Source organism: Streptomyces sp. NPDC045470 (genome assembly GCF_040646595.1).
Lineage (GTDB): Bacteria > Actinomycetota > Actinomycetes > Streptomycetales > Streptomycetaceae > Streptomyces.
In genome coordinates this window covers 602,509-619,330 of sequence record NZ_JBEZAN010000001.1, presented here as the reverse complement: position 1 = coordinate 619,330, position 16,822 = coordinate 602,509, and the positions used below count along the sequence as shown (strand labels likewise).

General features: G+C 72.0%; 16 protein-coding genes and 1 other RNA gene. 6 read left to right on the top strand and 11 right to left on the bottom strand.

All coding sequences use genetic code 11. The features are described from left to right. Positions 1-21: 21 nt before the first annotated feature. Together eda and yaaA are read right to left on the bottom strand one after the other, a co-directional pair. The gene (gene eda / locus AB0A97_RS02665) at positions 22-675 is read right to left on the bottom strand and encodes a bifunctional 4-hydroxy-2-oxoglutarate aldolase/2-dehydro-3-deoxy-phosphogluconate aldolase (protein ID WP_361143429.1); all 654 of its coding nucleotides are present in this window, start codon (positions 673-675) and stop codon (positions 22-24) included. A gap of 102 nt (positions 676-777) precedes the next feature. After that, positions 778-1,575 (bottom strand): peroxide stress protein YaaA, encoded by a 798-nt coding sequence (yaaA, locus tag AB0A97_RS02660; protein WP_361143426.1) that lies wholly within the window; start codon positions 1,573-1,575, stop codon positions 778-780. A gap of 116 nt (positions 1,576-1,691) precedes the next feature. On the opposite strand from yaaA, the gene AB0A97_RS02655 reads away from it, so the two are divergent. Then, entirely contained in the window at positions 1,692-3,155 is a 1,464-nt protein-coding gene (locus AB0A97_RS02655; protein WP_361143424.1) for an RNB domain-containing ribonuclease, read from the top strand. Here the strand turns inward: AB0A97_RS02655 and AB0A97_RS02650 are convergent. Then, positions 3,142-3,825: a hypothetical protein gene (locus tag AB0A97_RS02650; protein ID WP_361143421.1), complete on the bottom strand. Its 684-nt coding sequence runs from the start codon at positions 3,823-3,825 to the stop codon at positions 3,142-3,144. The two genes, AB0A97_RS02655 and AB0A97_RS02650, sit on opposite strands and share 14 nt — an antisense overlap. A gap of 103 nt (positions 3,826-3,928) precedes the next feature. On the opposite strand from AB0A97_RS02650, the gene rnpB reads away from it, so the two are divergent. Beyond that, an RNA gene (gene rnpB, locus AB0A97_RS02645) (RNase P RNA component class A) lies at positions 3,929-4,329 on the top strand. Between the two features lie 142 nt (positions 4,330-4,471). On the opposite strand, the gene AB0A97_RS02640 is transcribed toward rnpB, so the two are convergent. After that, positions 4,472-4,720, bottom strand: coding sequence for a hypothetical protein (locus AB0A97_RS02640; protein WP_361143419.1), 249 nt, complete (start codon positions 4,718-4,720; stop codon positions 4,472-4,474). Between the two features lie 348 nt (positions 4,721-5,068). Between AB0A97_RS02640 and AB0A97_RS02635 the strand changes: the two genes are divergently transcribed. Continuing rightward, positions 5,069-5,920: a helix-turn-helix transcriptional regulator gene (locus AB0A97_RS02635; protein ID WP_361143417.1), complete on the top strand. Its 852-nt coding sequence runs from the start codon at positions 5,069-5,071 to the stop codon at positions 5,918-5,920. After that, entirely contained in the window at positions 5,917-6,132 is a 216-nt protein-coding gene (locus AB0A97_RS02630) for a DUF397 domain-containing protein (RefSeq protein ID WP_361143416.1), read from the top strand. Before AB0A97_RS02635 ends, AB0A97_RS02630 begins: the two co-directional genes overlap by 4 nt. 142 nt (positions 6,133-6,274) lie before the next feature. Here the strand turns inward: AB0A97_RS02630 and AB0A97_RS02625 are convergent, their stop codons facing one another. Together AB0A97_RS02625 and AB0A97_RS02620 are read right to left on the bottom strand one after the other, a co-directional pair. Continuing rightward, positions 6,275-6,583 carry a winged helix-turn-helix domain-containing protein gene (locus AB0A97_RS02625; RefSeq protein ID WP_361143414.1) on the bottom strand — a complete coding sequence of 103 codons (309 nt, stop codon included), beginning with the start codon at positions 6,581-6,583 and terminating at the stop codon, positions 6,275-6,277. After that, on the bottom strand, positions 6,584-6,997 hold the full coding sequence (locus AB0A97_RS02620; RefSeq protein ID WP_361143411.1) for a hypothetical protein: 414 nt from the start codon (positions 6,995-6,997) through the stop codon (positions 6,584-6,586). A gap of 137 nt (positions 6,998-7,134) precedes the next feature. Here AB0A97_RS02620 and AB0A97_RS02615 point away from each other — a divergent pair, with 137 nt between their 5' ends. Beyond that, positions 7,135-7,635 (top strand): peptidylprolyl isomerase, encoded by a 501-nt coding sequence (locus AB0A97_RS02615; RefSeq protein ID WP_361143408.1) that lies wholly within the window; start codon positions 7,135-7,137, stop codon positions 7,633-7,635. Between the two features lie 358 nt (positions 7,636-7,993). On the opposite strand, the gene AB0A97_RS02610 is transcribed toward AB0A97_RS02615, so the two are convergent. The 5 genes from AB0A97_RS02610 to AB0A97_RS02590 all read right to left on the bottom strand — a co-directional run bounded on the left by AB0A97_RS02610 (position 7,994) and on the right by AB0A97_RS02590 (position 14,791). Next, positions 7,994-10,039, bottom strand: coding sequence for a glycosyltransferase family 39 protein (locus AB0A97_RS02610; RefSeq protein WP_361143405.1), 2,046 nt, complete (start codon positions 10,037-10,039; stop codon positions 7,994-7,996). 207 nt (positions 10,040-10,246) lie between these two features. Continuing rightward, positions 10,247-11,134, bottom strand: coding sequence for a methyltransferase domain-containing protein (locus AB0A97_RS02605; protein ID WP_361143402.1), 888 nt, complete (start codon positions 11,132-11,134; stop codon positions 10,247-10,249). 446 nt (positions 11,135-11,580) lie between these two features. After that, a complete protein-coding gene (locus tag AB0A97_RS02600) occupies positions 11,581-12,705 on the bottom strand; it encodes a peptidase (protein WP_361143399.1) in 1,125 nt (374 codons plus the stop codon). A gap of 213 nt (positions 12,706-12,918) precedes the next feature. After that, positions 12,919-13,740, bottom strand: a complete 822-nt coding sequence (locus AB0A97_RS02595) for an SDR family oxidoreductase (RefSeq protein WP_361143397.1) — start codon at positions 13,738-13,740, stop codon at positions 12,919-12,921. A 124-nt stretch (positions 13,741-13,864) separates the two neighbouring features. After that, on the bottom strand, positions 13,865-14,791 hold the full coding sequence (locus AB0A97_RS02590; RefSeq protein WP_361143394.1) for a DUF4429 domain-containing protein: 927 nt from the start codon (positions 14,789-14,791) through the stop codon (positions 13,865-13,867). A 319-nt stretch (positions 14,792-15,110) separates the two neighbouring features. On the opposite strand from AB0A97_RS02590, the gene AB0A97_RS02585 reads away from it, so the two are divergent. Then, the gene (locus tag AB0A97_RS02585; RefSeq protein WP_361145195.1) at positions 15,111-16,715 is read left to right on the top strand and encodes an alkaline phosphatase D family protein; all 1,605 of its coding nucleotides are present in this window, start codon (positions 15,111-15,113) and stop codon (positions 16,713-16,715) included. Positions 16,716-16,822: the final 107 nt, after the last annotated feature.

Here is a 16,822-nt window from a genome sequence, read left to right as displayed (position 1 = left end):
CCGCCCGGCTGCGGCGCTGCCTCAGCGCAGCGCCGCGGCCTCGCGGGCCAGTTGCTCCACCCGGCCCCAGTCCTTGGCGCGCAGCGCGTCCGCCGGCAGCATCCAGGTGCCGCCCACACAGCCCACGTTCGGCAGCGCCAGGTACTCGGGCGCCGAAGCCAGGCCGATTCCGCCGGTCGGGCAGAAGCGGGCGCGGGGGAGCGGCGAGGCGAGCGACTTCAGGTACGCCGTGCCGCCCGCGGCCGCCGCCGGGAAGAACTTCATCTCGGTCACGCCCTCGTCGAGCAGCGTCACCACCTCCGACGCCGTCGAGACGCCCGGCAGGAACGGCAGGCCGCCGGCCTTCATCGCGGCCAGCAGGCGCGGCGACCACCCCGGGCTCACCAGGAAGCGGGAGCCCGCCGCGACCGCCGTGTCCACGTGCTCGGGGGTCAGCACCGTACCGGCGCCGACGACCGCTTCCGGGACCGCGTCGGCGATGGCCCGTATCGCCTGCGGGGCGGCCGCCGTGCGCAGCGTCACCTCGATGGCGGGCAGCCCGCCCGCCACGAGCGCGCGGGCGAGCGGGACGGCGTCGGCCGCGTCGTCGAGGACCACGACCGGGATCACGGGGGCGAGGCCCAGCACGGAGGACGGGGCGGCGGGGGAGGGGGCAGCGTCAGTCACGGTGCCCATAGTGCGCTCGCCCCGCATCATCCGCAACGCTCATTGCGGATGTTGCAACGCCGCCCTGGAAGTGGGCGAGTGGGTCCGTGCCTGCCGCCTCGCCCCCGTCCTCTACAGCTCCTTCACCACCACATCGATCGCCCACGCCTTGCCCGCCTTCTCCGGCGCCCCGGCCTCCACCACGTACCCGAGATCGCCCAGCGCCTCGACCAGCTCCGCCGGGCTGTCCGGCGTCCGCCCCTCGGTCAGCAGGTCACGGACCAGCCGCCCCTTCGTCGCCTTGTTGAAATGGCTGACCACGGACCGCTTCTCCACCCCGCCCGCGATCTTCGACTGAAGCACCCGCACCGTCGCCGTACGGCCCGCGACCTCGCCCTTCGGCTTCCAGGCCGTCGCGTAAGCCGCCGACCGCAGGTCGAGGACCAGCCCGTCCCCGGCGGCCTCGGGCAGCACCTCGGCCATCGGCGCCCGCCAGTACGCGCCCAGCGCGCCCAGGCCCGGCAGCTTGACCCCCATCGAACAGCGGTACGACGGAATCCGGTCGCCCACCCGCACCGCGCCCCACAGCCCTGAGAACACCAGCAGCGACGACTCGGCCAGCCGCCGCGCCCCGGCGTCCAGCGTGGCGAGCCCCAGCGCGTCGTACAGCACGCCCGTGTAGATCTCCCCGGCCGACCGCGTCCCGGCCTCGCGCAGCGCCGCGTTCTTGGCGACCTCGCCCTTGAGGCCGTCGCTCAGCCCCAGGACCTCCTGAGCCTTCGTCTCGTCCGCCGCGCACAGCCCGACCAGCTCTTCGAGGACCGCCTCCCGCGCCGGGCCCAGCCCGGGCAGCGACAGCGCCCCCAGGTCCAACGGCTTCCCGCCCCCGGACGCGGCCTTCCCTTCGGACGGCGGCAACAACACGAGCACGCGCTTCTCCTTAGCCTTCTGTGCACTGGCTCCGCCACTTTACGTTCGGGGCGGGGCCGGCTCCCCCTCCCGACCCTGACGTGCCCCCGCCCCCCAACCGCCCTACGCTCAAGAGCATGCCCCGCCGCCACCTCCGCGTGACCGCAGCAGCAGAGGCGCCCGTGCGTGCCGCGCTGCGGGAACTGCGGGCGCGGCTGGACATCCCCCAGACGTTCCCGCCCTCCGCGCAGGCCGAGGCGGACAGTGCCGCGCGCTGGCCGCACCCGCCCGCCGACACCGCAGCCACCGACGCGACCGACATCCCGCTGTTCACCGTCGACCCGCCCGGCTCGATGGACCTCGACCAGGCGATGCACCTGTCCCGGCGCCCCGGCGGCGGCTACCGCGTCGACTACGCCATCGCCGACGTGGCCTCCTTCGTCACCCCCGGCGGCGCGCTGGACGCCGAGGCGCACCGCCGCGTGACGACCCTGTACTTCCCCGACGGTCACGTCCCACTGCATCCGCCCGTCCTCGGCGAGGGCGCCGCCAGCCTGCTCCCCGACGAGGACCGCCCCGCCGTCCTGTGGCGGCTCGACCTGGACGCGGACGGCGCGCTGCGCTCGACGGACGTACGCCGGGCCCTCGTCCGCTCGCGGGCCCGGCTGGACTACGAAGGCGTACAGCGCGCCATCGACTCCGGCGCCGCCGAGGAGCCGCTGTCCCTCCTCCGCACCATCGGCCGCCTCCGGGAGGAGCAGGAGGTCGCCCGCGGCGGCATCTCCCTCAACGTCCCCGAGCAGGAGATCGTCGAGCACCCGGACGGCTACACCCTCGCCTACCGCGCACCGCGCCCCGCCGACGCCTGGAACGCCCAGATCTCCCTGCTCACCGGCATGGCCGCGGCCGAGCTGATGCTCGCTTCCGGCACCGGCGTCCTGCGGACGCTGCCCACCGCCCCGGACGGTGCCGTCGCCCGCCTGCGCCGTACCGCCCACGCCCTCGGCGTCGACTGGCCGCCCCACACCTCGTACGCCGCCCTCATCCGCACCCTCGACCCCACCCGCACCACCCACGCCGCCTTCCTCCAGGACTGCACGGCCCTGCTGCGCGGCGCCGGCTACACCGTCTTCGACGGCGCCCCGCCGCCCTCGGAACACGCCCGGCACGCCGCCGTCGCCGCCCCGTACGCGCACGTCACCGCGCCGCTGCGGCGCCTCGCCGACCGCTACGGCGCCGAACTCTGCCTGGCCGCGGCGGCCGGCAGGCAACCGCCGGACTGGGTCCGTACCGCACTGCCGGCCCTGCCCGGCGCGATGACGGAAGGCGGCCGCCGGGCCGCCCGGGTCGAGCGGGAGTGCGTCGACCTCGTCGAGGCGGCCCTCATGCGGGACCGGCTGGGCGAGATCTTCGACGGCTATGTGGTCGACGTCCAGGACGAGCGGCCCGACCGGGGCACGGTGCACCTGGACGACCCGGCGGTGATCGGCCGCGTCGACGGCGGGGAGCGGCTGCCGGAACTGCCGCTGGGCCGACGCCTGCGCGTCCGCCTCACCGAAGCCGACCCGGGCCGGGCCCCGGTCCGCTTCACACCGGCGTGATCACGCCCCGGTCCCCGTCGTCCTCACCGTCCCGCTCCCGCTCGTCGGCCCGCCGGGCCAGCGCCTCCCGCACGGCGGCGACCGCGGCCCGGCCCTCGTCCGCGTGGAACCGGACGGTACGGACCTCCACCCGCTGCCCCAGCAGCTTCACGGCGGTGACCGGTCCGGTCAGCTCGACCGTCACGCAGGTCTGCGACGCCACCGCCACCTCCAGCACCTCGTCCCGCTCCCGCGCCTGCCGCCCGGCCGTCTCCGTCTTCGGGAAGCGCAGGTCGTAGCGGACGGACGCGATCCGCTCCAGCGGTATCCACACGTCCAGCAGCGCGCCGTTGCGGACGCGCAGCCCGTCGGGCCCCACGACGTGCGGCCGGGTCACGGCGGCGGCCTGGAGGCCCAGCACCACGGCCAGGGTGTAGCCGTCCAGCGCCAGCATGACCCAGTGCAGGACCGGAAGCTTCGCGAGCAGAACCGTGGCGCCGACCGTCTCCACCACGCACACGAACAGCAACCCGTACCACATCGGCGCCTGCGCACGCGCGTACCCGAGCGCACGCTCCCCGGCCCCCACACCGTCCCGCCGCCGCGCCACCCACAGCCCCAGACTGGCCATCCACCGCTTCTCGTACGCCAGTAACCGTTGCCCGACGCCTCCACCGCGTCCCTCGCTCACGTAACGCCCCCTCCCGATACGTTCCTGCACCCAGTAGAAACGTTGTCGCTACGACAAGGTCAAGCCCTCGTCGGCCGGGAGGTACCATGGTCCGCACGGCGGACGAGCCGGCCGGACGGCCGCGTGGGGATGCATCGCATCCTCCCGAGGAACGTCCGGGCTCCACAGGGCAGGGTGGTGGGTAACACCCACCCGGGGTGACCCGCGGGACAGTGCCACAGAAAGCAGACCGCCGGTGCCGTAAGGCGCCGGTAAGGGTGAAACGGTGGTGTAAGAGACCACCAGCCTCCGAGGTGACTCGGAGGGCTAGGTAAACCCCACCCGGAGCAAGGTCAAGAGGAAACACCCCGGTGTTTCTGCGCGGACGACCGAGGGCGGCCCGCCCGAGTCCGCGGGTAGACCGCACGAGGCTGCCGGCAACGGCAGCCCTAGATGGATGGCCGTCTCCCGACGGGCCGCAAGGCCTTTCGGTGACAAAACCCGGCGTACAGGCCGACTCGTCCGCCGCCCAGCCGTGAAAAGGCCCCTCCGACCCGGCAGAACGCCGGGCCGGAGGGGCTTTCGGCTCTCAGGCAATGGGCCCTTGCGGCAGGGGACGGGGTCTCGGCGGCTCAGCGTCGGGTTGCCGACGCCCCGCCGTTCTCGCTCACGGCTGCCTCCTGGCGGGCTTGGTGAAGACGTTGACCGGTTCTTCCGTGCGCTTCACGAACTTCTTGTGCTCGTACTCGTCCGCGTGGGCGCGAATCCACACGTCCAGATGCAGGGCGGTGTCCCAGGAGTTCGAACGGGCGCCGCACGGACTGTCCTTGACGGACGTGACGCACTCGGCGACGTGCCTCCGGATGCCGGTGATCTGGATTTCCTTGCGGGTCGGTACGGGGGTGGGAGACGTCATGTGCGTGCCTTCGGATCGGGGGACGTCGGGGGCTGCGTCACTGCCGCCACCGGTACGCAACAGGAGCATGCCGTCGCGTCCGCGCGAGCGCATGAGCCGGGTGAGGTTTTCCCGGTGGGGGGTGGGGTCGGGGTCGATCACTTGTGGTCACCGTTCCTGGGGGCTGTGATTTCGGCGGCCTTCGGGCGTTCCGCAGCGAGGAGGTACAGCCGGACAAGCGGGCCGTCATTGTGGAGTACCGGGGGCTGGTGGGTGTGGTTTTGGGGCAAGTTCATCCCTCTCCGTAGTCGCACCACTACCGAGGGGACCAGGCTGGCCTACAGTCGCCCTGTCTTCAACGTTCGGGAAATGGGGAGAACATTGGTAAACCTGAAGCAGTTGAACCCTGACGCGTCTCCCCAAGCGGCCTACGGTGCGCGTTTGCGCAGCGCGCGGGAGAGGCGCGGGTGGAAGCAGGACGAGTTGGCGGAGCGGATGGGATATTCGGGGAGGCATGTTTCGGCGGTCGAAACATGCTGCAAACCACCAACTCTGCGCTTTTCGCGCGCCTTGGACGCCATTCTTGGACTCGCGGGGACCGCAGAGTCGTTCGAGCGCGCGTGGGCGGAGATCCGGAACGGCAGCTTGCTGGAAGGCTTCCCGGAGTACCTGGGACAGGAATCCCGCGCGGCCGAGATCCGACTGTTCGAAGTAGGGGTGGTCCCTGGACTGCTTCAGACGCCGGAGTACGCGAGAGTCTTGGAAGACGGCAACGTGCGGCGTGGCACGCTCAGCCCCGAACAAGCCTGTGAGCGAGTCGAGTCCCTGGCGGAGCGGCAAGCGTCTCTGGTGCGGCGTGTGGTCCCCGTGGTGATCGTGGTCTTGGACGAGAGCTGCATTCGGCGGCCGATCGGTGGCCCCGCCGTCATGGACGCCCAGTTGGCCCGACTGGTCGAGTTCGCTGACGAGCCGACCACCACTCTTCAGGTGGCTCCCTACGCCATAGGTGAGCGTCGCCCGTTCAACCGCCTGGTCAATCTGCTGACCCTGCCGGATCGATCCGTGGTTTCCTACGTCGAATCGGAGACCCACGGCCGCCTGGATAGAGAACTGACGTCCGTACTGCCGCTGGTGAGGGCCTACCATCAGCTACAGGCCGAAGCGCTCTCTCAGGCGGAATCAGTAGCCATGATCCAGAAGGCACGAAAGGGCATCTCGTGACGACAGATCCTCAAACTCTCACCTGGTTCAAGTCCTCCTACAGTGGAAATGGTGGCTCCTGCGTCGAGTGGGCCCCAACGCAGGTCACCGTCACCGGCATAGTCCCCGTCCGTGATTCCAAGGACCCGAGCGGCCCCGCCCTCTCCGTCCCTTCCCGTTCGTTCGTGGAGTTCATCGCGGGCGTCAAGGGTGGCGCGTTCTCCGCCACGTGATGTGGTGCTATCGCCCCACCCGGTCATGATCCCCGCCAATCCCTCGCCGGAGCGGCGGGGCTTCATGCCCTACGAAAGGGCGCCGCGACTGCGTCGGAACCCGTACGTGCTCACGCCTCGGCCTGCTGGGCCGTGAGGCCTGTCAGGCGTCGTCTTCCTGGACCACGCGCCGTAGGTGGGTCAGGTACTCCTCGAAACGTGCGCGGCCCGTGTCCGACAGGCGTACGTAGGTCCGTACGCGGCGGTTCTCGCGGGCCTTGGCCACCTGCACGATGTCTTCGTCCTCCAGAATGCGGAGCTGGCGCGAGAGTTCGGGGGCTGTCAGCCCCAGGGCCTCTTGCAGGTCGGCGAAGGCGACGTTGTGCACGTGGCGCAGTGATCCGAGGATCGCCAGGCGCAGGGGGGAGTGCAGGACCGTCGACAGGTAGTCCCTCGGCTGCCGCTCGCCCACCTAGCGCCTCCAGCGCAGGACGAGGAAGGCGAGCAGCGCCACGCTCGGCAGGAGGGCGGCGGCCAGGGCGGCGGGCCAGTCCAGCGGGGCGTTCCACAGGATCTGGCTGCCGGGCAGACCGAGCCCGCACGCCGCGGCGACGCCGGCCGCCGTCTCCACCCAGGTGTGCGGTCGTCGGCGGGCTCTGTCGGTGTGGAAGCCCCGCCAGCCCACGATGATCGCGAGGGCCACCGCGAGCACCGCGACGCCGCCCCACGTCGGGAGGCCACGGTGTGCGGCGAGGGCGAGGAGCGCGCACACGCCGCCGGCCGAGACCGGGCCCCAGTACCGCTCGGACACCGATGCGCCGCGGGCCAGGGCGGGGGCGCCGTCCACGGCCTTGAGCCGGGCGGCGGGGCCGAGCTGGGTGGGCACGGGTCCCTCCGGGGCCGGGGAGCGCTTCGTTGTCAGGGTTGCAAGTGGTTACGGGTTTCGCAACTGTGGAGGAGTGGCGGCGGGCTGCGTCGACCTGCGGGAACGAGGGGCGGCCGGGAAGTGGAAGGATGGCGTCTATGAGTTCCAACGTATTTTTCGACATCACCATCAACGGCGACAAGGCCGGCCGCGTCGTCTTCAAGCTGTACGACGACGTGGTGCCCAAGACCGCGCGCAACTTCCGTGAGCTGGCCACCGGCGAGCACGGCTTCGGTTACGCGGGTTCGCCCTTCCACCGGGTCATCCCGGAGTTCATGCTCCAGGGTGGCGACTTCACCCGCCGTAACGGCACGGGCGGCAAGAGCATCTACGGCGACCGCTTCGAGGACGAGAACTTCCAGCTCAAGCACGACCGTCCGTTCCTGCTGTCCATGGCGAACGCCGGCAAGAACACCAACGGCTCGCAGTTCTTCATCACGACCGTGGCCACCCCGTGGCTGGACGGCGCGCACGTGGTCTTCGGCGAGGTCGTCGAGGGCTCGGACCTGGTCAAGAAGATCGAGGGCCTGGGCTCCCGCTCCGGTGCCACCTCCGCGACGATCGAGGTGGCGGCTTCGGGCGTGGTGGACGCCGCGTAACGGGTACGCAGCGCCCTGAGACAGCGAAGACCCCCGGGACGGTGTCCCGGGGGTCTTCGCATGTCCGGAGTCCGGCGGTCGGGCCGCTCAGGACTGGGGACGGCTGCCGTGGTTGGCGCCGTTCTTCCGGCGCGCCTTCTTCTTACGGCGTCGCTTCGACGACATGGCGTCTCCTCTCCGCAGGGGTTCGCAGGGCTTTCCTCCGCATTTCTACCATTTCATGGCGGTGGTCCGTCCTGCGGTCCCGGGGCCGGATACCCGACTCAGGGGACACCACACGTCTCGTGAGACACATCACGGTGAACGAGGGGAGGGGTGGGAGGGTGCGGGGGGGGGGAGGGGAGGCGGTGGGAAGAGGTCAGTGGAGGTGGGCGCAGTCGTAGAGGGGTTCGGGGAGTGACGGGTCGGCGTACGCCGCGTACGCCTTCGGGTCGACCTCGGCGCAGGTGGCGCGGACCCAGGTGTTGATCTTGGACGTCTCGGAGGCGTCGCCGGACGCGGGGGTGGTGGGGTTCAGGAGGGCGAAGCGCAGGTGGCCCGAGGCGACGAGGTGCTGGTACTGGGCGAGGGTGACGGACGTGGCCATTCCGGCGAAGCCGCCCAGCGGCAGGATCGGCAGGCCGGTGTGGGTGATGGCCCGGGAGCGGGCCCAGCCGCCGTCGGCGGAGAGGGTGTACATGGCGTTGCCGTCGTGCCGCTGCACGTAGTCCAGCAGGCGCTTCTGGGCGGCGGTCAGCGGGGCCGGTGACATGTCGTACGAGGCGCCGCCCGCGCCTCCGTACACCGCGCTGCCCGGTACGCCGGCCGTGGCGCTCTGGCCGCCGGGACCGGCGTGCGCCTCGAACGACGAGCCCGCGTACCGCTGGTCCAGTACGGACAGTGACCAGGCCGCCGGGGCGGCGAACAGGGCGACGCAGGTGGCGGCCAGGGCGGTGAGGGCGACGGGGCGCGAGCGGCGGCCGGTGGCGCGGCCGTACGAGAGAAGGCTCACGATGCTGACGAGCGCCGCAGTGGTGATCGCCGGGATGAGCCACGGGGCGAAATCGGTGTGGTCGGCGGCGAGGAAGGAGGCCCAGGCGGCCTGGACGGTGACGGTCAGGGGGAGGAGCAGGCGTGCGGGACCGGTGGTGGCGGCGCGGTGGGTGCGCCACAGGGTCACGGCTCCGGCGGCGGCCAGCGCGGCCAGTGCGGGGGCCAGACCCGCCACGTACGCGGTGTGCGGGATGTCGACCACGCTCAGGACGACGGCCGTGGTCAGCAGCCAGCCGCCCCACATCAGATAGCCGCCGCGCAGCCGGTCCGTACGGGGGCGCCTGCCGCGCAGCACCAGGCCGTGGACCAGGCCGATCAGGGCGAGGGGGTACAGCCAGCCGATCTGCTGGGTGAAGCGGGAGGTGAGCAGCTTGTACCAGGTGTTCTTCTCGCTGCCCAGGCTGACCATTTTGCGGTGCGCGCCGGAGGGCTTCGCATCGGTGGCCGGCCGGGGGCGCGGTTGCGCGTCCGTGGCGGGCGGGCCGGTCCGGTCGGTGCGGCCTCCGGACTGGATGCCGGAGCCGTCCGGTCCGTCTGGTCCGCCGGGTCCACCCGGTCCGCCTGGTCCGCCGGGTCCGTTGTCCGCCGGGCGGCTGAAGCCGTTGTACTCGAAGACCGTCGACAGCGCGCTGTTGTTCGTCGAGCCGTCCGCGTACGGGCGTACGTCCTTCGGAGTGAAGGTCATCATCAGCACCCACGAGAACGACACCGCGAACAGCACGGCCCCGGCGGTCAGCAGATGACCGGCCCGGGCGCGTGCCGTGACCGGGGCGGTGACGAGGTAGCCGATGGCGAGGGCGGGGACGATGAGCCACGCCTGCATCATCTTGGCCTGGAAGGCCAGCCCCACCCACACACCGGCCCACACCAGCGAGCGCAAACGGGCGCCCCGCACGGCGAGTTGGCAGCGGTCGACGGCCAGCACCAGGCACATGATCAGGGCCGCGTCGGGGATCGCGTGGCCGAACAGGGAGGCGGTGACGGGGGTGAGGGTGAGCAGTCCGGCGGCCAGGAGTCCGGCGGCGGGGCCCTGCCAGCGGCGTACGACCCGGTACAGGACCAGGACGGAGACGACGCCTTCGGCGCACTGGGGCAGGGTCAGGGCCCAGTCGTGGAAGCCGAAGAGGCGGGCGGAGAGGGCCTGCGGCCAGAGGAAGCCGCCGATCTTGTCGAGGGTGATGGTGGCGGACGGGTCGTAGGCGGTGAAGAGGAAAGCCTTCCAGCTCTCGGTCATGCTGCGGGCGGCCACCGAGTAGTACGGGGCCAGGCCGCTGGCGGTGATGTTCCACGCGTACAGGAGCGCGGCCAGGGCCGCGACACCGAGCAGCGCGGGCCGTGCCCAGCGGGGCTGGCCCTCGGGTGAGCGCCACACCTCCCACCGGCGGCGCGGTCGCCGGCCCGTTGGGGTGTCCAGGGGTAAGGGGGGCGTGCGCCGGGCAGGCGGCGAGAGCGGCGCGGATCGCGTGGGGGAGGCGGCGGAAGGCGGGGAAGCGGGCAGGCCGAAGGGCGGTTTGGCGGCCATAGGGGGAAGTCAGCTCTCGAATCGGTGCGGACGGGCTGTCGGGCCCGGGCCGGCCGGTCAGTTCTCCGGCTTGCCGAGCAGCAGCAGGTAATAGTCCACGTGGTCTCGGCAGAATGTGCGGAACGGTTCCATCAGCGGGTCGGTGTGGGCGACGGCCTCTTTTCCGAAACGCTGCTCGATGGCGTCACGCTGTTCCTGGTAGAGCACGTACATCAGCTCGCCGCACAGTGCGACGTTCGATGTCATGTTCTGTACGCGGGCGACACGGAACCCGGCTTCTTCGACCTCTTCGAGAAGAGTGGCGAAGGGGGTGGGCGGCGGGGACGCCCACAGCCGGGTGAATGCCTCGGTCTCCGGGGGGACGTCGGTGCCGCGCCGGGTGAACTCCGTCATCAGCAGATGGCCGCCGGGCCGCAGGACGCGCCGGGCCTCGCGCAGTCCGGCGGGCCGGTCGGAGAGGTGCGGGAAGCAGTCGATGGACCAGGCGGCGTCGTAGGTGGCGTCGGCGTGGTCGAGCCGCATCACGTTGCCGTACCTGAAGTCGACCCGGCCGTCGAGGTCGGTGGCGGTGCTCAGCCGTTCCCCGCAGCGGGCCAGCTGTTCCCTGCTGACGGTGATGCCGGTGACCCGGCCGCCGGTGCGCCGGGCCAGGTGGAGGGCGGGGCCGCCGGTGCCGCAGCCGATGTCGAGCAGGCGGGGGGACGGCGGGAGGACGTCGGCCAGGAGGTCCGCGAGGAACTCGGTCTGCCGGTCCTGGGCGAGGTCGGACAGGCCGAGGAGGGAGGCGGCCGCGGTCCGTTCGCCGTGCGGGACGAACATGCCGACGTGCAGGGCGCTGCGGCCGAGCACCATGGCGAGCAGGTCGCCGAACCGGTCGTACATCGCGCCGACTTCTTCGGGAGCGGGCGCCGGGCCCTTGCTCGCACTGCTGTCGGACATGGTCATGGAAGTCCCCTCGGCGACGAATGGTCGGGCAAGGAATCAGTGCGCAGGAAGTGCACTTCTGCTCGGTGGACGCTAGCACCGAATTACCCGGAGTGGGGGTCCCCCATTCCGCAAGGAAAAAATTCGGACAGGGGTGGGCAGGGAATGCATGATCCGTTCAGGGGTGTCGTTCCGGCGCAATGACGGCTGGTGGGCGGGTGTTGATGAGTTTTCGATGAGAAGGGCATGAAAAGCGTGAGAATGGCGCCGGGGGCATACCGATTTCTGCATAACGTGTGCGTGAATTGTCGGGCAGCCCAGGAAAGGAGAGCTCCGGGGAACGACCCCGTGCGGTGCCCGCCGTCCGGAGGGGTGGCCGCTGGGCGCACCCCTCCGGACGGCGTGTGTGTGACGGCCCGGTGCGGGTTCCGCTCGCGGGCCGGACGGTGCGGTACGGGGCGGTACGGTCAGCTCGACTGCGCCTCGTCGTAGAGGTTCTCGGCGTCGGCACCGAAGTACGGCCCGAACATGGTGTTCGGCAGGAAGGTGTAGCCGAAGCTGTTCACCGAGGATTGCAGGCCGGTGCCGGCGGCCTCGTCGAACGAGGTGAACCAGGGGCCGCCGCTGGAGCCGCCGGTCATGTTGCAGGACAGGCCGTGGTCCGTGGAGAACAGCGGGTCCTTGATGGTGTTGCCGCTGCAGTAGATGAGTTCGCTGCCGTCGTACGGCGCGGCGGCGGGGTAACCGAAGGCGTACATCGGCTTGTTGTAGCCGGTGTTGAAGGCGAGACCCTGGCCGCCGACGACATCGGTCAGCCGCTGCCCGCCGACCGGGGCGACGACCGCGGCGCCGATGTCGTAGTTGATGTTCTCGCTCGCCGTCCACTGCGGTGTGGCGAGGGTCTTGGCGGCGGCCCACTTGCCGTACGGGGCCTGGCCGTCGTGGTAGCCGGGTACGAAGACCCAGTCGCCGTGCCAGGCGCCGTTGAGCTTCACGCAGTGCCCGGCGGTGAGCACCGTGCTCTTGTTCGCGCTGGTGACGGCGTTGCCCGAGCAGGAGGCGGTGCGGCCCTGGTACGTGAAGAACACCCGACCCGCGGTGTGCGACACGGCGCCGCCACCGGTCCAGGGGGCGCCCGTCTGCGGGAACGCCTTGGGGGCCGGGGCGGAGGCGGATGTGGTGGCGGGGAGGGTGGGGCGTACGGTGCGCTCGGAGCCGCGTCGGACGGGTGCGGCGGTCGGGTCCGCCGTACTGCCGGATCGTTTCTCCGCAGCGGCGGGCCGTTCCTCTGCGGCGGCGGATCGATTCTTCGCGAGGGCGGACCGCTTCGCGGGCCCGTCGGCCCCGGCCGACAGCAGATCCAGCGGGGCGGCCTCGCGCATCCGCTCCGCCGTCCAGAAGTCGGCCACGGAGGAGGCCGAGCCCGTACTCGAACCTGTACCCGTACGGGCCGGGTCCGCGCCGACCGCGCCCGCCGCACCGGTCTGGAGAGCCGAGACGAGCAGGGCGCCGGCGGCGGTCAGGGCGCAGGCGACGGCACGGGACGCGCCGCGCCGACGGATGCCGGGGGAGGTGCTGACGTTTCGTCTCACGCGTGACTCCTTCTGCAAGGCCGCGCGGTGGCGAACCGCGCGGCCGTCGACTACGTGGCCGCGGGTACCGCGGCCCGGCAGATGAGCGGTGCGGATGGACGTGCGTCAGGAAGAGTCCCACCGGACGCGCCGTCTGTCAGGAGCGCGTCGCGCCGAAGTCCGGACGGACGGAAGGAAGGCGGGACGGACGGCCGGACGGAAGGCGGGCGGCCGTCAGCCGCGGCCGATGTACGGCATGGCCGTCGCCATCACCGTCGCGAACTGCACGTTCGCGCCCAGCGGCAGCTCTGCCATGTGCAGGACCGTACGGGCCACGTCCGCCGCGTCCATCACCGGCTCGACCGCCGTACGGCCGTCGGCCTGGAGGATGCCGGTCCGCATCCGTCCGGTCATCTCGGTCGCCGCGTTGCCGATGTCGATCTGCCCGCAGGCGATGCCGTACGGACGCCCGTCCAGTGAGAGCGACTTGGTCAGTCCGGTCATGGCGTGCTTGGTGGCGGTGTACGCGACGGAGTGCGGGCGCGGTGCGTGGGCGGAGACCGAGCCGTTGTTGATGATGCGGCCGCCGCGCGGGTCCTGCTCCTTCATGGCGCGGAAGGCGGCCTGGGCGCAGAGGAAGGCGCCGGTGAGGTTGGTGTCGACGACCGTGCGCCAGTCGTCGTACGCCAGTTCCTCCAGCGGTATGGGCGGGCCGAACGTTCCGGCGTTGTTGAAGAGCAGGTCCAGCCGGCCGAAGCGGGCGCGAGCGGCGGCGAAGAGGGCGTCCACCTGGTCGGGGCGGGTCACATCGGCCGGGACGCACAGGGCGGCCGGGCCCTCGGGGCCGTCGCCGCTCCGCTCCGCCCGGCGGGCGGTCTCCTCCAGGGCGTCGGCGCGCCGCCCGGCGAGCACCACCGACCAGCCGGCCCCGGCGAGGGCCAGGGCGACGGCCCGGCCGATGCCGGAACCGGCACCGGTGATCAGGGCGGTCGGCGCGGGTGCGGACGCGGGCGGGGTGTCGTTACGGGATGCCGTACCGGCGTCGGGTGTCGTCATGGCGGCAGGGTAGGCCGCGGGGCGGGCGCCCGGGGTACCGGTGTCCGGCGTCCAGTGTCCGGGCGTCCGGCGTCCGGTTCACCCTGCCCGGTGTCCCCCCGCCCCGTGTTCCCTCGCCCCCTGCTCACCCCGCCCCGTGAAAGCTTTTGAGCACGGCCGCCTTGGCCTCGGCGAACTCCTCGGCGGTCAGGATGCCGTCCCGATGGAGTTCGCCGAGTTCACGCAGTCGGCGGAGCAGGACGTCGGCGTCCTGGCCGCCGCTCTGGGAGGCCGGGTCCGCCGCAGCGTTCAGGGCCGGTGCGGGCTGGGCCGCGGCCACCGGGCCCGCCTCCGTCGGTGCGGCCCCGCCCGACGGGTGCGGCAGCCGTGCCGCGACCGCGGCCGCGAGCAGCGCGGTGCGGCCGCTCTCCTTCTTGAAGCCCCACAGCTCGATGGCGTTCGGGTCGTGCTCCGGCTTGAGTTTCGCCGTGACGCCCTTCGGGCGGAAGCGCAGATAGCCGGACTCCAGCCCGGAGGCGGGGCGCCAGTCGACCCCGGCCAGGTCGGTGAGGGCGAAGTCCCGTGCGCCCGCGTGCTTCTTGCTCTCGCTGGTGGTCCAGCGCCAGTCGATGTGCACCCGCTCCCCGTCGAAGGTCGCCACGCCGTCCACGCCCGCGGCGGACAGCGGCACGGCGGGGCCCGGCAGCAGGTAGCGGTCGGTGGGGCCGGTCACCACCTGGTCGAGGAGAAGGGACTGGCGCACCTCGTCGGCGAAGTACTCGGCGACGCCGGTACGGTCGGGATCGACGCTCACCTGGTAGGGGTTCGCGTCGTCCGGCAGTCCACCGCCGGTGACGTGCAGCAGCGGGTCGGCGCCGTCCCGCAGCCGCAGGCGCAACCGGCCGCCCTTGCGGGCCGGTTCGTACGCGATGCCCGCCAGTGCCTCCAGGGGGACGGAGATCTCGCCGAGATCCTGCCGCAGTCGGTGCACGCCCCGTTCCTGCCCCGGCACGATCCACACCCGGTCACCGTCGAAGGACCACGTGCCGTCGCGCACCATCAGTTCAGCCATGTCCCGAATCCTACGGAAGCGCCGTCCCGGCGGTGGAGGGTGCGCCCGGCGGCCCCGGGGCTGCCGGGCGCTTCTGGCGTTGCCGGAGTTCCGGACCCGCCGGGCACCGCCGTGATTGTCCATGGGCGTCCGATACGGGCGCAGACATCATCCGGTTGTCATGTGTGCGTCGAACCTGGGACAGCGGAATGCCGTCGTCCGCCCCTCCAATCGCTGGTGACAACACCAGTCCAGGGAGGGGCAGATGGCCCGTCAAGGTCAGTACGAGCAGGACGCGCGCCCCGAACAAGGGCCTCAGGGCGCCCCGTACACGCAGGAGATGCGGGCCGCCGCCGCACAGCTCGCCCGGCGCCGCTTCCTCACCGGCACCGGGGCCGCCGCGGCGCTGGCCTTCGCGGCCAACCTGCCGGGCACCGGCGTCGCGTACGCCGCCGCCGAGGCCGACGCCCGCAAGATCACCGAGAACCCCTTCACGCTCGGGGTGGCCTCCGGCGACCCGCTGCCCGGCTCCGTCGTGCTGTGGACCCGCCTCGCCCCGAAGCCGTACGAGCCGGGCAGCGGTATGCCCAAGGCCCGGATGACGGTGCGCTGGGAGGTCGCGTACGACGAGAAGTTCCGGCGGCTGGCGGGACGCGGGCGGGCCGAGGCGCACCCGGAGTTCAGCCACGCGGTGCACATCGAGGCCACCGGCCTCGCCCCGGACCGCGTCTACTACTACCGCTTCCGGGCCGGAAACTGGATCAGCCCGGTCGGCCGGACCCGTACCGCGCCCGCGCGCGGCGCGCAGAACAAGGAGCTGCGGCTGGGCGTCGTCTCCTGCCAGGCGTACCACGACGGCTACTACACCGCCCACCGGCACCTGGCCGCCGAGGACCTGGACGTGGTCTTCCACCTCGGCGACTACCTGTACGAGTACCCGGTGGACGCCGTCGGCGGCGCCCGCAAGTACACCGACCGCAAGCTGCCCGCGCGCTTCAACCGCGAGACGGTGACGCTGGAGGACTACCGGCTGCGGTACGCGCTCTACAAGTCCGACCCCGACCTCCAGGCCGCGCACGCCGCGCATCCGTTCATCGTCACGTGGGACGACCACGAGGTGGAGAACAACTACGCCGACGACATCAGCGAGAACAACGCCCCCAAGGGCGAGTTCCTGCTGCGCCGGGCCGCCGCCTACCGCGCGTACTGGGAGAATCAGCCGCTGCGCCGCCCGCAGCGCCCCAACGGCCCGGACGCCCAGCTCTACCGCCGTGTGCACTTCGGGCAGCTCGCCCAGTTCGACGTGCTGGACACCCGCCAGTACCGCTCCGACCAGGCGTACGGCGACGGCTGGCACGCGCCGGGCCCGGAGTCCACGAACGCCGCCCGCACCCTGACCGGCGCGCAGCAGGAACGCTGGCTCGTCGACGGCTGGCGCTCCTCCTCGGCGCTGTGGAACGTGCTGCCGCAGCAGGTCACCTTCTCCGAGCGGCGCAACGCCACCGGCCCCGGCTACAAGCTCAGCATGGACTCCTGGGACGGCTACCCGGCCTCCCGGGAGCGGGTGCTGAAGGGCGCGGAGGCGGCGGGCGTGGACAACCTCGTCGTGCTGACCGGCGATGTGCACGTGCACTACGCGTTCGACATCAAGCGGGACTTCCGGGACGAGAAGTCGCGGACCGCGGGCGTGGAGTTCGTGACCACCTCGATCGCCAGCGGCGAGGACGGGGCGGACAAGCCGGCCAACTGGGGCACGTACCTGGCGGCCAACCCGCACCTGAAGTTCTACAACGGCCGGCGCGGGTACGTGACCGTCACGCTGGACCGGGAGAAGGCGCGGGCCGACTTCCGCACGGTGGCGAAGGTGACGAAGCCGGGGGCGCCGGTGATCACGGCCGGGTCGTTCGTGTCCGAGGCGGGCGATCCGGGGCTGAAGCCGGCCTGATCCCGTGCCGCCGGGGGGCTGTGATCCCGTACCGCCGGGCCCTGCCCCCCCCCGGTCCGCCGGAGGCCCGTGTCCGGTCCTAGGACCGTGGCCCCCCGCCGAAGGTC